This window comes from Methylobacter luteus IMV-B-3098, assembly GCF_000427625.1.
In the GTDB taxonomy this organism is placed as follows: domain Bacteria; phylum Pseudomonadota; class Gammaproteobacteria; order Methylococcales; family Methylomonadaceae; genus Methylobacter; species Methylobacter luteus.
In genome coordinates this window covers 257,801-270,972 of the sequence record NZ_KE386569.1, presented here as the reverse complement: position 1 = coordinate 270,972, position 13,172 = coordinate 257,801, and the positions used below count along the sequence as shown (strand labels likewise).

Sequence of the window (13,172 nt, the reverse complement as noted above, 5' to 3'; positions counted from 1 at the left end):
GCCGAAATTTACCAGGTTCTGACCCGGCCTGTATCGAGATGCACGAAGTTCGAACGACGGTAATAGCCGACGCCTCCGGATTGCATGGCAATGGCGGCATTGCGCAAATGTTTGGTATTAAACCCTTCAATGCGGATATCGATAGCCCTGCCCTGCATATGCAGGCTTTTGGTAGCGACGCCGTCGCTCTGCTCATGCAGCAGCGCATTGGTATAGGGCGAGCGGTAACCGGAAATAATATGGAAGGGTTTGTTTATGCCCAGCATGACTCGCAAGTTGTAAAGCTGATCCAGCAGCGACGTGTCAATGTCATAGACATCATCGGTTCTGTGATCCCTCAGCAGATAATTGACCTCCTGCAGGGCATCCGAAATATAGCGGCCTTTTTCAAAATAAGTTAATGCTAATCTTTCGCCAGTATGAGTGTTTAGAAAAGCGAGATTTCGGGCGGACCGGTAAGGCTTTCTTGCCGAAGCCTCAACAAGACTGGGAAAACCTGCCGCCAGTGAACCACAGGCTAGCATCTGTAAAAATCTTCGCCGATTGATTTGACTCTGAGTTTTATCGATTGTTGACATATTTTTTACTGATTCCTCTTGAGCGGATCGATAACTACCGTACTGACATAACCTGATCCGCCGCCGGCACTTCAAATTGAAGCACCTGAGTTACGTCCAAAAGCCGGTTATTCTATTGTATTTGGTGGTTATCTGACAATTAAGCCACAAACTGGGCCGCTATTTTTCAATAGCCATAAAGCATAGTTCATTAAATATCAACAGGCTTGGGACTCAACCTGAAGAGAATTCTTATTCTATTGGCAAAGCTTTGCCTGCGTTAAATACTGATTCCAGTGAGCCGACTGCCAGACCTTCAGAAAAGGTGCCGGCGACGGCGCCAGCCAGTAAAGCGCTATCGTGCACACTGTCATTAACACAGAAGCCGGAATATTCTTATAACTGAATAATTTCAACGCCGTACCAAACGATTTTTTCATTCTCGTATTGGATAAATCAACGCTATACAGCTCATCCAGCAACAGATGCACAATAAAGCCGACGGCTATGAACAAACCGTTCAGCCAAGCGTGTAAAATATCCCATTCGAGGAAATAAAAACTGATACAGGTCATTAAACAGGCAAAAAACACGGCCGCTAACAGGGAATGAAACACCCCACGGTGCTCGGTAAAACTGTTAAACAGGAAAAACAAGCCATAGCGTATCCCAAGATAAGTGGCCACAATACCCAGCAGCAGCTGTTGTTGAGCATAGCCATCCTTGAATGCCACCCATACGCCGGACACACCCAATAAGGCCAGTACGTTGAACAACAGCTTGACCGGCTTGGAATTGCTGGCATCGATATCAGGCAGCATGCCGCCGACTATCCCCAAAAAAATAAGCCAGGGCGCATCGGCGCCATCAATCAGCCCCACATTAGCGGCAACCAGGGCGGTGCCACTGCTGGCAGCCGCGGCGATGAATACATGGGCTTTGAAATTCGCCATACTAAGCAATGATCTCCTAATTATCAGAACAAAAAGGCGCATATGAGATCATATGTCTGCATGCATGGCAAATTGACTCAATGATTACCCGTCACCCTGACTTTTTTTGGAAAGCTTATGACTGACCTGATTTCGCTGCTAAAACACCCCGATACGACCATTGCCATTGTTGGCGCCACAGACAATCCCGCCAAATTCGGCAACATTATTTATAAGGATCTAAAGCGTAAAGGCTTCCGCTTGTTTCCAGTCAATCCTAACAAGAAAATGGTAGAACATGATTCGGTTTATCCGTCACTATCGGAAATACCCGAAAAACCGACGATTGTCGACTTTGTGGTCCCGCCTGAAGTAACCTTGAAAATATTAAAACAATGCCTTGATCTGGGACTGATGAATGTCTGGCTGCAACCGGGCACAACTACCCCGGCAGTCATCGATTTTTTACAACAAAACCGGTTCAACTATCTAACGGCTTGCATCATGGTAGAGAGTCGATTTATTTCGAAATAAAACTTGACAGAATGTTGTCAAAGTTATTTTTTCCCACAACAGATAGGTAAAGATTCTCGGCACCCGATTATCTTGTCTGTCAATCGTTTTTAACTGCCAAAATAATGCCAATAGGCGCTATTGACATTCATATCTCATTGATAGCTAAAGATAATGTTTCAAAGCTTGAATAATTGTCCAAAAGCTGAACAATCTAACAAAAAGACTTTAAAAGTGACCAGTTAGCTAATTTATTTTCAAGTTACTCACAGAGTTATCCACAGAAAATGTGGATAACTTCCTTGGGATTAATCTGCTTTTTTAGGCAAAATTGAGAACAATATGCAATTTATTCTCCGGTGAATCTGGTTCTAACGTTGCGCTAACACAACAGAACCGAATTGAAAACAAGATAATTAATCGTAAAGAGCGGCGGATGTTAAATGCCAGAATTCATCCGGCACTTAAATCCATATCGGCTGATTCGAGCTTCTATCTGGAAATGGAGGACTGTGCCTGGCTTAATGATCAGATTCACGCTGAATCAGTAAAGCGAGCCATATATTATTTCAAATAAAGAAACTATTAATTAATAACAAGCCATGTTGTCAACTAATAAGAGCGGCTGTATAGTATGCCTCAATTCACTTATTTCCTATCCACATATATTAACGGATCTTCAAAATGACTGATTTTCAAAGAGATGTTTTCATTGGCCTGATGTTCATCACAGGCGTTTTTGGTTTTATTTCAGGCGAATTTATTGTTTCTACCGTTCTGTTTGCAGCATCGGCTATTTTTAGTAATATATTCTTCAATCGCAGACTGCACGACTAACATTTTTACCATCTCCTGGTATTGCACTCCAGACAGTGACGACTGATTGTCCTGTTTGACTTCTCGCACTCCCACTGCTGAAAAAACAGTGGGAGTTTTTTTTGCCCTGAACCTTGCTAATCATTGACGCAGGCGTGCAGGATCACAAATTTTGAATTGGCTGCGATAACCGCACAGCTGCCAAAAAGCCGCTTAAGCGCCATAGGGTAATCCAGATGGCGATTGCCAATCACCCATAACTCACCGCCTGGCCGCAATATTCTGCGCGCGTGCTTGAACATGCTTAAAGCGATCTGATCGCCCACGGTATGTTGCTGATGAAAAGGCGGATTACAAAGAATCAAGTCGGCCGAATCCGGCTCAAAATCCGTCAATCCGTCACCAGTGCGGAAGATCGCCTGCCGCTCCGACCCCAAAGCGCTATAAAAATTTTCTCTTGCAGAAGCCACTGCCATAAAAGACTCATCAACAAAGTGAACAGTCGCTTGCGGATTGCTTACGGCGGCCATCAAGCCGACTACACCATTGCCGCAGCCTAGATCGATAATATCGCGTGCTTCGGACTTGATGGGCAGGTGCTGCAGAAAAAAGCGCGTACCGATATCGAGGCTGTCGCGCGAAAATACATTGGCGTGATTGGTGATCAGATAATCGGTGCCCTCAAGCCGATAGCGAACTGGATAAGGATTGGCCGGCACAATCCGTTTCGGATCAGGCGCGGTGAAAATCAGGCGCGCCTTTTTGTGCGCTAGAGACGTTGTCGCCGGACCGACCAGACGTTCCAGTATTTTCCAGACCGAAGCCGGCAAGGCCTTAATCATGCCGCCGACGATAACCCGGGTCGATGACGTCAGATGCGGCTGCAGGCGGATCAACTGATCCTCCAGTAAAGCCAATGTTTTCGGTACTTTGATCAGAACCCGGTCGAAAACACCGTCCGGTGCTTCCAGGCTGTTCAACAGACTGACGCTGTCCTCGGCCAGGCCATTGCCGGCCAGATTCATACGGCTCGCCTGCTGCGATAGATACGAGTCGGAAATCGCCTGCGGCCGGAAACGGTTCAGCGCCACGGCCAGGGCGCCGAACGTGTCGTTGAGAATTAAAATCCGGGCATCGGCCGGCGGTTTCCCGTCTTCTGCCAGGTAATTGAGCAGGTATTCATCGGCCGCGTCCCAGGCGCGCAGCAGCTCGCGCGCGCGTAGCGGCAGGCGATTCAGTTTAAACTCGCCCTGAGGTACGGTTAAGAGATTGTCCACACATGGTCCACTATGGGCAACCATGCGGCCGCCCGTTTTCATAACACTAAATATTAAGCGCGCGACATGAATTTGCCGGTCGCGGTATTGATCCTGATCAGCTCTTCATTCTCCAGGTACTCAGGCACCTGAACTTCCAGTCCTGTTGTCAGCCGCGCCGGCTTGGTGCGGCCTGTCATCGTCGCGCCTTTTATGCCGGGCGCCGTATCCACAATCCCGAGCACGACGGATCCGGGCAGTTCGATAGCCAGCAAGGCATCGTCTGTCAGCAGGGCCACGATGCCTTCGAGCCCTTCGGTCAGGTATTCCTTCTGCCCTTCCAGATCTTCAGCGCTGAGACTGTACTGGCTATAGTCTTCCATATTCATGAAGATGTAGTTGTCGCCGTCGATATAAGAGAACTGCACTTTGGCGCGCACGCAATCGGCATCCTTAAAGAAATCATCACCCTTTAAAGACTCGTCCAGCTTCTGACCTGTCTTAAGATTGTTAAAACGGACTTTGTACAATGTCGTCGCACCTCGGGACGAGGGACTTCTGACTTCGACTTGCTTGACCACATGCGGGACGCCGTTTATTTCGACAACCATGCCTTTTTTCAAATCACTGGCCTTTGCCACAAAATTCTCCTTATGATAATCCCTGCCGCCATACAACAAGGTTCTGGATTTAATAATTAACAACGACCGCCCAAACCGATAGCCGCGGCTTTTGTATTGCGTTGGTTATTATATCGCAGAAGCACGGCTTGAAGCAGTCCGTTGAGGAGAATCAGCAAGGCCAGCCAGGTTCAGACGGGCCATGTCCGCTTAGATTTTCAAGCGCTCGACGATGCGCCCATGCTGCAGATGTTCCTCGATAATCTCATCAATATCGGCTTTATCATGATAGGTGTACCATACCTCTTCCGGATACACCACCAGCACCGGGCCTTCACCACAGCGGTCCATGCAGCCGGCATTATTGATGCGGCACTTGTCTCGACCGTTCAGTTTCAATTTTTTAACCTGATCCTTGGCGTAATCGCGCGCAATCTGGGCGCCGCGGTTCGCGCAGCAGGCACTGCCATTCTCGCGCTGGTGGGTACAGAAAAATACGTGGTATTTGTAATAGCTCATGGCAACTCACATCATAGTCTTTATGGCCACCTATTTTATCGCGGCCTGGAAATTTGCACAGGTTTCTTTATTAGCCGGGCTTTCTGAGCATTTTGCGCACTTCGCTCAGATGCGTTTCCTCCTGAGCGATCAGGCGCCTGGCATACTCCTCCAGCATCACGTTTCGGTCTTTCACCAGTTCCAGCAATTCATAATAAGCCGATAAAGCCAGCATTTCATGCTCCAGCGATTCCGTCAGGATATCGCCGATGTCATGACGGTGCGATTCCAGCAACGGGCCGATGCCAAGAGAAGGATGTCCGCCAAAATCGGTAATCAATTCACCTGCTTCATTGGCATGGGTCAAGGATTCGGCTGCCTGACCGCGCAGCCACGAAACAATGGGGATACGGTTATAGCCATATATCATCAATGCGTAATGCGAATAACAAACAACGCCGGCCAGTTCGGTTTCCAGGATTTTATTCAGCACAGTCAGCACTGCGTCATTATCGATTCCGGTTTCAGCCATGGTAGTCTCCAATAGAAAAATTGATGAACATCTTATTCATTTGAAAAGAAACTTCTTCATTGGTGCCCGTTCAAATTACAAAAAATGCTGACTTCATGTCCTCGAAAAGAACTTCGATAGTTGAATGGTATTCCTTATGCATAAATTTCTTTGGGCACTGGCGCGTATCATTATCATAGGGGCCATTCTTGGATTCCTGGTTTCCCGTTGGCTCGGCATTAATACGCCTTTGCTGAAGAAAAATCCACCGGCCGAAGTGCTGTTGAGCGCGCGCATAGGCTTGCCACCGGGCTTTTCGATTTCGGTCTATGCAAAAGATTTACCCGACGCCCGCATGCTGCGTTTTACCGAAGCGGGCGATCTGCTGGTCAGCCTGCCTTCCGAAGGCCGGGTCGTATTGCTTGAGCGGGATGCCAATCATGACGGCGCACCGGACGGCAGAAGCGATCTACTGACCGGGCTGAATCGGCCGCACGGCCTGGATCTTCATCAAGGCCGCTTATATATTGCCGAAACCGACGCGATCGGACGCATACGCTTCGATGCCCTGACGCGTCAGACACAAGGCGAATACGAGCATATCGTCACCGATATTCCTGGAGGCAATAATCACTGGAGCCGCACGGTACGCTTCGGGCCGGACGGCCTGATGTATGTATCGGTCGGATCGAGCTGTAATGCCTGTGTGGAAAAAAATCCGAAGCGGGCAGCCATGCTGCGCTATGACTCAAACGGCGGAAAGGAAGAATTATTTGCGACGGGGCTGCGCAATACGGTCGGTTTTGACTGGCATCCTGTCACCCATGAACTGTTCGGCGTCGATAACGGTCGCGATTTCCTGGGCGATGATTTCCCGCCCTGCGAACTTAACCGGATCGAGCAAGGCAAGTTTTACGGCTGGCCTTATGCGAACGGCAACAAAATCCCTGATCCTGACTTTGGCGCCGGCAATGAGGAAAAAATACGCAACAGCCAGGCTCCGGTTCATGAATTTGCAGCCCATACAGCACCTCTTGGCATCACTTTCCTTCGCAGCAAAAACTTGCCGCCGGAATTCAAAAACTCGGCACTGGTCGCCCTGCACGGCTCCTGGAACCGCACCGAAAAAATCGGTTATAAGGTCGTGTCGCTGCATTTTGGACCCAATGGCACGATCACGGAACGCAACTTTGTTACCGGCTTTGAACATAAAGGCGACGTCATAGGCCGGCCTGTCGATGTTGCCGAGGGACCGGACGGTGCTATTTATATCTCGGATGACTTTACGGGCAGTATCTACCGCGTTTACCGGCATTAAGTAATAGGCATGAAATTAATCAGGAAATTATAGGTGCGAATGAATTCGCACCTACATCGAAAAATCTCTGCTCATTTAAGAAAATTATTTTCCTATGTTACAAGAATACAGCCGGGGCATTTTACGCTGCCGCGGCTCAAGACTCCGGCAACTCAACCGCATCGCCTATACCGTTAAGCGCAGCATCAAGCCGTCTCTCGTCCAGCTCATTCTCCCATTTGGCAGCGACCACAGTCGCGACACCGTTACCGATCAGATTGGTCAGCGCGCGTGCCTCTGACATAAAGCGGTCTATGCCGAGAATCAGCGCCAGCCCGGCCAACGGAATGGTCGGGATGGCCGACAACGTCGCGGCCAGGGTAATAAAGCCGCTGCCGGTCACACCCGATGCGCCTTTCGAGGTCAGCAGCAGAACGCCGAGTATCGTCAATTCCTGCGTCAGCGTCAGCGGCGTGTTGGTAGCCTGAGCGACGAAGATCGCGGCCATGGTCAGGTAAATCGATGTGCCGTCCAGATTGAACGAATACCCGGTCGGAATCACCAGGCCCACAACGGATTTCGAACAGCCCAGTTTCTCCATTTTCAGCATGATGCGCGGCAGTACCGATTCCGAGGAAGACGTGCCCAGCACAATCAGCAACTCCTCCTTGATGTAGCGTATGAATTTCAGGATGCTGAAACCCGTCAATCGAGCGATCAGCCCCAGCACGATAAAAATAAACAGTAGACAGGTCAGATAAAAGCTGCCCATCAATTTCGCCAAAGGCGCGAGCGTTGCGATGCCGTATTTGCCGATCGTAAAGGCCATGGCCCCGAAAGCGCCGATCGGCGCCAGCTTCATGACAGTCGCGACGATACCGAACAGCACCTGCGAAACCTTGTCGATGAACAGTGCTACGTCTTCGCCGAGTTTCCCCATGGCGGCCAGCGAGAAACCGAACAGCAACGCAAACAGCAACACCTGCAGGATATCGCCCTTGGCGAAGGCATCGACAACGCTAGTAGGAATGATATTGAGTAGAAAATCCACGGTGCTCTGTGTTTTCGCCGCCGTGGTATAGGCAGTTAATCCCGTGGTATCGAGCGTGCTGACATCAATATTCATGCCTGCGCCGGGCTTGATGACATGAACTACGATCAGCCCGATAGCCAGCGCCAACGTGCTGACGACCTCGAAATAGACTAACGCCCTGATGCCGACGCGCCCGACCTTGTTCATATCCCGCATGCCAGCAATGCCGGAAACGACGGTGCAGAAAATGATCGGCGTGATAATCATCTTGACCAGCTTGATGAAACCGTCGCCTAAAGGTTTCATGGCGATGCCGGTTTCAGGATAGAAATGGCCGAGCAGAATGGCCAGTGCAATGGCCGTCAATACTTGAACATAAAGCTGTTGATAGGATTTTTTCCGGCTCTGGACGACTTGCATGGATACTCAGGATAAAAATTTCAGTTAACGCCACTGTGCGGGCCGACGTGCGCCAATCAAATGCTGGCGCCAGTATTGATTATTCAAACTCGATACCAACACCTTGCCGGTACGCTGGCTGGGAGCATGGATAAAGTTATTATCGCTGATATACAGGCCGACATGGGAAAACGGGCGGCCATTGGTATTGAAAAAAACCAGATCGCCGGAACTGAGATCGTGTATCGAGATCGGCGGCAGGGCCCTGGCCATCTCGCGCGTCGTGCGCGGCAAAGCGATGCCTTGCCGTTCATAAACATGTTTGATAAAGCCGCTGCAATCGAAACCCTCTTGCGGAGAGGACTTGCCATAGCGATAGGGAACGCCTTGTAAGCTCAGGGCATAATTGATGACCGGCGGCAGTTGTGAGTGCGCGGGCCTCACCGGACTGATTTTAGGCTCATGGGCGCAACCGACAAACAAAGCCGACACTAACGGCAGGATAAGCCGGATGAAAAAATACAGATCGTCTACTCCAGCGGAATTTTTCAATGGCTTTGATAATAAAAACAGTTAAGAATTATTAACAGGAACGGCATACAACTAAATGATTGCATTATCATATCCGAATCCGATAACAAGCGCACATAATCGGCTTGAGAAACGTTTAATGGCTTCAGGAACCTGAGCTGTTCAAGCAGCTGTCCAGCTTGTTCTTTAACGAAACGCTAAACAGGAACATTATTATGCGGAAGACTATCGGTTATGCCGCCCATGATCATCACTCCCTGCTCGTCCCGTTCAGCTTTGAGCGGCGCGATCCGAAACCGACCGATGTCCAGATCGATATTTTATTCTGCGGCGTATGTCATTCCGATCTTCATCAGGTACGCAATGAATGGGGCGGCTCGACATTTCCGATCGTGCCGGGCCATGAAATCATCGGCAAAGTGACCGCTGTTGGCAGTGACGTAACGGATTTTAAAATCGGTGAACTGGTCGGCGTCGGCTGCCTGGTCGACTCATGCGGCACCTGCCCCGATTGCCACGATCATCAGGAGCAGTTCTGCGACTGCGGCCACGTTTACCTATAACAGCCCAGATCCGCATACCGGCCTAATGACTTACGGCGGCTATTCCAATCAGATCGTCGTCGACCAGCGTTTTGTGCTGCATATCTCGGATAGCCTTGATCCGGCTGCGGCAGCACCCTTATTATGCGCGGGCATTACCACTTACTCCCCGTTACGGCACTGGCAGGTAGGGCCGGGCGACAAAGTCGGCATTGTCGGCCTGGGCGGACTCGGTCACATGGCGGTAAAATTCACGCGTGCGTTTGGTGCTCATGTCGTGTTGTTCACAACCTCGGCAAACAAAACGGAAGACGCCAAGCGCCTGGGCGCCCATGAAGTGGTCGTGTCGAAAGATGCCGATGCAATGGGCAAGCACCGCGCCAGCTTTGATTTTATCCTGAATACCGTGGCCGCTTCGCACAATCTGGACGCTTACACGGCATTGCTCAAGAGGGACGGCACTTTATGCCTGGTGGGCGTGCCCGATCACGCGCATCCCTCCCCTGCCGTTGGCAACCTGATCTTCAAGCGCCGCAGCATTGCCGGCTCTCTGATCGGCGGTTTAAAGGAAACACAGGAAATGCTCGATTTTTGTGCCCAGCACCAGATTACGGCCGATATCGAAATCATCCCGATCCAGCAAATTAATGAAGCCTATGAACGTATGCTGAAGAGCGATGTGAAGTACCGCTTCGTTATTGACCTGGCCAGTTTAAAGGGTGATACAGACCGTTAAGTTTTTACTCGATCTGGCGGGCATCAAGCCACAAAAAAGAGCACGGTAAAGTAATGACAGATACTGCCCGCCAATACAAAAATGTGCCAAATATTATGAAAATACCTGACTCTGTCATCCAGCGCGTAAAACACCACGCCTACGCTATAAAACAGCCCTCCCGACAAGAGCCAGACAAAGCCCTTCATCGGCATGACTTGCAGCAATGGCTTGAGGGCAATCAGTATAATCCAGCCCATCAGAAGATAAATAACGACCGGCAGAATTCGCTGCTCTTTTTTGGACAGTAACTCCAGCAGGCTCCCTAGCGCCGCCAGACTCCAGACGATTCCAAATATTGACCAGCCCCAGCTGCCACGCAATGTAACCAGTGTGAAAGGCGTATAGGTGCCGGCAATCAGGATATAAATGGCATGATGGTCGAGTTCGGCGAACAGTTCTTTGGCTTTGCCCTCCAAGCCGTGGTAGAGCGTCGAAAAAGTATAGACCAGTACAAGAGAGGCTCCATAAATACTGAAGCTGATGATTTTCCATACATCTCCCTGTCGTGCCGCCAGCACAACCAGCATTACCAGGCCCGTAGAGGCGGCTATCGCGCCCAGTAAATGACTGATGACATTGAATCGTTCTCCATCATGCACTTGCGCTACCCTTAACTTTGCTAAACCCGGTCATGTAATAGCGTTACCAGCTCGACTGGATTAAGAATACGTGCTCTTTAAGCCCTTGTCATTGTCGGTTTCTGTCTCGATTGCCACTGTAGCTTTCGACTGCCTGCCCGAATAGGAGATTGACATGCCCGTGTATCAATTCCAATTCATTGCCCCCCGGTTAGCAAGCTTTGCAAATTTCGCAACGGTAAGCAACAGGATCGGCCCGATAACAAAGCAGCCGGTCAAGACCAGCAGCAGGATGCGCTCGCGACCAATGGGCGTGACGATATCGGCAAGCGCCAGCCAATAAGTCACACCCAACTGGAACAGTGCGATACCGAACCATAAACCGGGCGCCCTTACACCGTTGCAAGGCAAATCAGCAAATTGCGATGGACGGTCGTCATAGTGCTTCCGCTCAGCCAGGCCACGCCCTTGCAACGACGACAGGAAAAATTGCGCAACCGAGAAGCTGACATAGCTAAGGAACATGAACGACAAACTGTCGAAGAACGGCATGCCGAATACGATCAGGTCGTTTTCGAGCACATCGTAGTGATAAACGTACCAGCCGAAAGGAAAATCAAAGTTGATGCTGCCCCATTCGGCGGCCCATGCCACGAAATAGCCGTTGATCAGCCAGATCAGCGTACGCCGCATCCTTTGTTTGAAATAAGACAGCATCAAAAATGCGCAGAGAGCGCGCGCGACATAGGATCGGACAATTAAGGACGATACTAATTGCTGAATCACTGGATAATCACTTTCATCAGTATCTGATGGCTAATTGGGCATGGACCTGCAAGCCGGACAGTCTTGAATATATTTCTCCACAATCAGGAAACCTTAAGTTTCGCTTTTTTTTGAAACCGATATTTTTGATAAAGTTCCAAAAGAAAAATATCTATGATCACCCTAATTCACAAGTGTATATTCGCTTGTCAATCGGGCTTGGTCAATAATGGACAGTACATGCTTGCGACAGTGGAGATGGAGCTCAATAGCGGGCGAAATCGTGCAACCAAACCGGCCTTGATCCAGGAAAATTCGAAAAACCGTAAAAATTGAATGCGGGGAAGAGTATCTCATAATAACGAATACAACAAAGAGCACACCTAAGATGAACGAAACAGAAAATCTCGACGACATAGCCATCGATTGCCGTAAACTGATTGCGTCCCAGCAAACATTATTGCTATCGACCGCCACAGCGAACGGCACTCCCGACATCAGTTATGCACCTTTTGTACAAGATCAGGCAGGATGCTTTTATATCTTTGTCAGCGAACTTGCCAGCCACACTGCCAATTTGCTGCTCAATCCGCAGGCATCTGTGATGTTTATACGCCCGGAATCCGAATCTCATAATCTATTTGCGCGTGAGCGGGCTGTATTTGGTTGTAAAGTTAACGAGATAGCACATGATGACGAGATTTACACTATCCAGTTGCAAGCCCTGAGCGCCAAATTCGGCGAAGTCGTCAGCCTGTTACGTTCGTTGTCGGATTTTCATTTATTTGCTTTACATCCTGAAAATGGACGATATGTGGTAGGTTTCGGTCGCGCTTATATTATTGACATGCATAACGGGAGCGTGCGCCCTGTTAATTCAAAAACATAAGGTATAGATACAATTGATTTTTAGACTTGATGGCCTTATATCAGACCTGTCTAAACTTTAAAAGAAGATCCCCAACATGAGTTCCATGCATATAGTCTGCCCTTTCTGTCACACCACAAATCGAATTCCTTCCGACCGTTTGGAGCACCACCCCCATTGCGGAAAATGTAAGCAAACTTTATTTACCGGCCAGCCACTGGAATTAAACAGCGATCATTTCCAACGTCATATTTCGCTCAATGATATTGCTGTCGTTGTCGATTTCTGGGCGCCCTGGTGCGGGCCTTGCAAGATGATGGCTCCGGCTTTCGCCCAGGCTGCGGCTAAACTTGAACCTCGGGTACGTTTGGCCAAGCTTAATACTGAACAGGAACAAGGCATTGCCGCTCAATTTAACATTCGCAGCATTCCTACGATGATTCTATTTAAAGCCGGCCGTGAGATTGCCCGTCAGTCAGGCGCCATGAATGCCCAAGATATTGAGCGCTGGATCAGCAGTCATGTTTAAATTCATCCTGGCTTGTTGAAGCATGATCAGGATGCATTTATGCTATGGAAATGGATTGATTACAGAAACAATCGCGCTACGCTTGGCTTGAACCGGATATTCAGTATGAACGCAGAGAATTTGAATAAGAGGGATGACGGTGAAAAAAT

At 49.3% G+C, this 13,172-nt stretch carries 17 protein-coding genes; 7 read left to right on the top strand and 10 right to left on the bottom strand.

Annotation, left to right across the window (positions count from 1 at the left end; all coding sequences use genetic code 11):
- Window positions 1-8: 8 nt before the first annotated feature.
- Together METLU_RS0103305 and METLU_RS24365 are read right to left on the bottom strand one after the other, a co-directional pair.
- A complete protein-coding gene (locus METLU_RS0103305) occupies window positions 9-578 on the bottom strand; it encodes a DUF882 domain-containing protein (RefSeq protein WP_027156990.1) in 570 nt (189 codons plus the stop codon).
- A 236-nt stretch (window positions 579-814) separates the two neighbouring features.
- Window positions 815-1,510: a metal-dependent hydrolase gene (locus METLU_RS24365; protein ID WP_036242813.1), complete on the bottom strand. Its 696-nt coding sequence runs from the start codon at window positions 1,508-1,510 to the stop codon at window positions 815-817.
- 117 nt (window positions 1,511-1,627) lie between these two features.
- On the opposite strand from METLU_RS24365, the gene METLU_RS0103295 reads away from it, so the two are divergent.
- Both METLU_RS0103295 and METLU_RS28240 read left to right on the top strand, forming a co-directional pair.
- Entirely contained in the window at window positions 1,628-2,023 is a 396-nt protein-coding gene (locus tag METLU_RS0103295; protein ID WP_051299748.1) for a CoA-binding protein, read from the top strand.
- 663 nt (window positions 2,024-2,686) lie between these two features.
- Window positions 2,687-2,839: a hypothetical protein gene (locus METLU_RS28240; protein WP_196806483.1), complete on the top strand. Its 153-nt coding sequence runs from the start codon at window positions 2,687-2,689 to the stop codon at window positions 2,837-2,839.
- A 116-nt stretch (window positions 2,840-2,955) separates the two neighbouring features.
- On the opposite strand, the gene METLU_RS0103280 is transcribed toward METLU_RS28240, so the two are convergent.
- The 4 genes from METLU_RS0103280 to METLU_RS0103265 all read right to left on the bottom strand — a co-directional run bounded on the left by METLU_RS0103280 (window position 2,956) and on the right by METLU_RS0103265 (window position 5,724).
- A complete protein-coding gene (locus METLU_RS0103280) occupies window positions 2,956-4,119 on the bottom strand; it encodes a methyltransferase (RefSeq protein ID WP_051300195.1) in 1,164 nt (387 codons plus the stop codon).
- A 29-nt stretch (window positions 4,120-4,148) separates the two neighbouring features.
- Complete coding sequence (gene efpL / locus METLU_RS0103275; protein ID WP_027156987.1) at window positions 4,149-4,715, bottom strand: elongation factor P-like protein EfpL; 567 nt, start codon at window positions 4,713-4,715, stop codon at window positions 4,149-4,151.
- A gap of 189 nt (window positions 4,716-4,904) precedes the next feature.
- Window positions 4,905-5,213 carry a (2Fe-2S) ferredoxin domain-containing protein gene (locus METLU_RS0103270; protein WP_027156986.1) on the bottom strand — a complete coding sequence of 103 codons (309 nt, stop codon included), beginning with the start codon at window positions 5,211-5,213 and terminating at the stop codon, window positions 4,905-4,907.
- Window positions 5,214-5,283: 70 nt separating this feature from the next.
- The gene (locus tag METLU_RS0103265; protein WP_027156985.1) at window positions 5,284-5,724 is read right to left on the bottom strand and encodes a ferritin-like domain-containing protein; all 441 of its coding nucleotides are present in this window, start codon (window positions 5,722-5,724) and stop codon (window positions 5,284-5,286) included.
- 136 nt (window positions 5,725-5,860) lie between these two features.
- Between METLU_RS0103265 and METLU_RS0103260 the strand changes: the two genes are divergently transcribed.
- Entirely contained in the window at window positions 5,861-7,021 is a 1,161-nt protein-coding gene (locus METLU_RS0103260; protein ID WP_027156984.1) for a PQQ-dependent sugar dehydrogenase, read from the top strand.
- 136 nt (window positions 7,022-7,157) lie between these two features.
- Here the strand turns inward: METLU_RS0103260 and METLU_RS0103255 are convergent, their stop codons facing one another.
- The gene (locus tag METLU_RS0103255; protein WP_027156983.1) at window positions 7,158-8,453 is read right to left on the bottom strand and encodes a dicarboxylate/amino acid:cation symporter; all 1,296 of its coding nucleotides are present in this window, start codon (window positions 8,451-8,453) and stop codon (window positions 7,158-7,160) included.
- Between the two features lie 24 nt (window positions 8,454-8,477).
- Window positions 8,478-8,984 (bottom strand): C40 family peptidase, encoded by a 507-nt coding sequence (locus METLU_RS0103250; protein ID WP_027156982.1) that lies wholly within the window; start codon window positions 8,982-8,984, stop codon window positions 8,478-8,480.
- A gap of 194 nt (window positions 8,985-9,178) precedes the next feature.
- Here METLU_RS0103250 and METLU_RS29110 point away from each other — a divergent pair, with 194 nt between their 5' ends.
- Both METLU_RS29110 and METLU_RS29105 read left to right on the top strand, forming a co-directional pair.
- A complete protein-coding gene (locus METLU_RS29110) occupies window positions 9,179-9,526 on the top strand; it encodes an alcohol dehydrogenase catalytic domain-containing protein (protein WP_407939055.1) in 348 nt (115 codons plus the stop codon).
- A 25-nt stretch (window positions 9,527-9,551) separates the two neighbouring features.
- Complete coding sequence (locus tag METLU_RS29105) at window positions 9,552-10,241, top strand: NAD(P)-dependent alcohol dehydrogenase (RefSeq protein WP_407939054.1); 690 nt, start codon at window positions 9,552-9,554, stop codon at window positions 10,239-10,241.
- Between the two features lie 23 nt (window positions 10,242-10,264).
- Here METLU_RS29105 and trhA read toward each other — a convergent pair whose 3' ends face one another.
- The gene (gene trhA / locus METLU_RS0103240) at window positions 10,265-10,882 is read right to left on the bottom strand and encodes a PAQR family membrane homeostasis protein TrhA (protein WP_027156981.1); all 618 of its coding nucleotides are present in this window, start codon (window positions 10,880-10,882) and stop codon (window positions 10,265-10,267) included.
- Window positions 10,883-11,047: 165 nt separating this feature from the next.
- Complete coding sequence (locus METLU_RS26565) at window positions 11,048-11,647, bottom strand: hypothetical protein (RefSeq protein ID WP_155920424.1); 600 nt, start codon at window positions 11,645-11,647, stop codon at window positions 11,048-11,050.
- Between the two features lie 367 nt (window positions 11,648-12,014).
- Between METLU_RS26565 and METLU_RS0103225 the strand changes: the two genes are divergently transcribed.
- Complete coding sequence (locus METLU_RS0103225; protein WP_027156979.1) at window positions 12,015-12,515, top strand: HugZ family pyridoxamine 5'-phosphate oxidase; 501 nt, start codon at window positions 12,015-12,017, stop codon at window positions 12,513-12,515.
- Window positions 12,516-12,591: 76 nt separating this feature from the next.
- Window positions 12,592-13,023: a thioredoxin TrxC gene (gene trxC / locus METLU_RS0103220; RefSeq protein WP_027156978.1), complete on the top strand. Its 432-nt coding sequence runs from the start codon at window positions 12,592-12,594 to the stop codon at window positions 13,021-13,023.
- Window positions 13,024-13,172 lie beyond the last annotated feature (149 nt).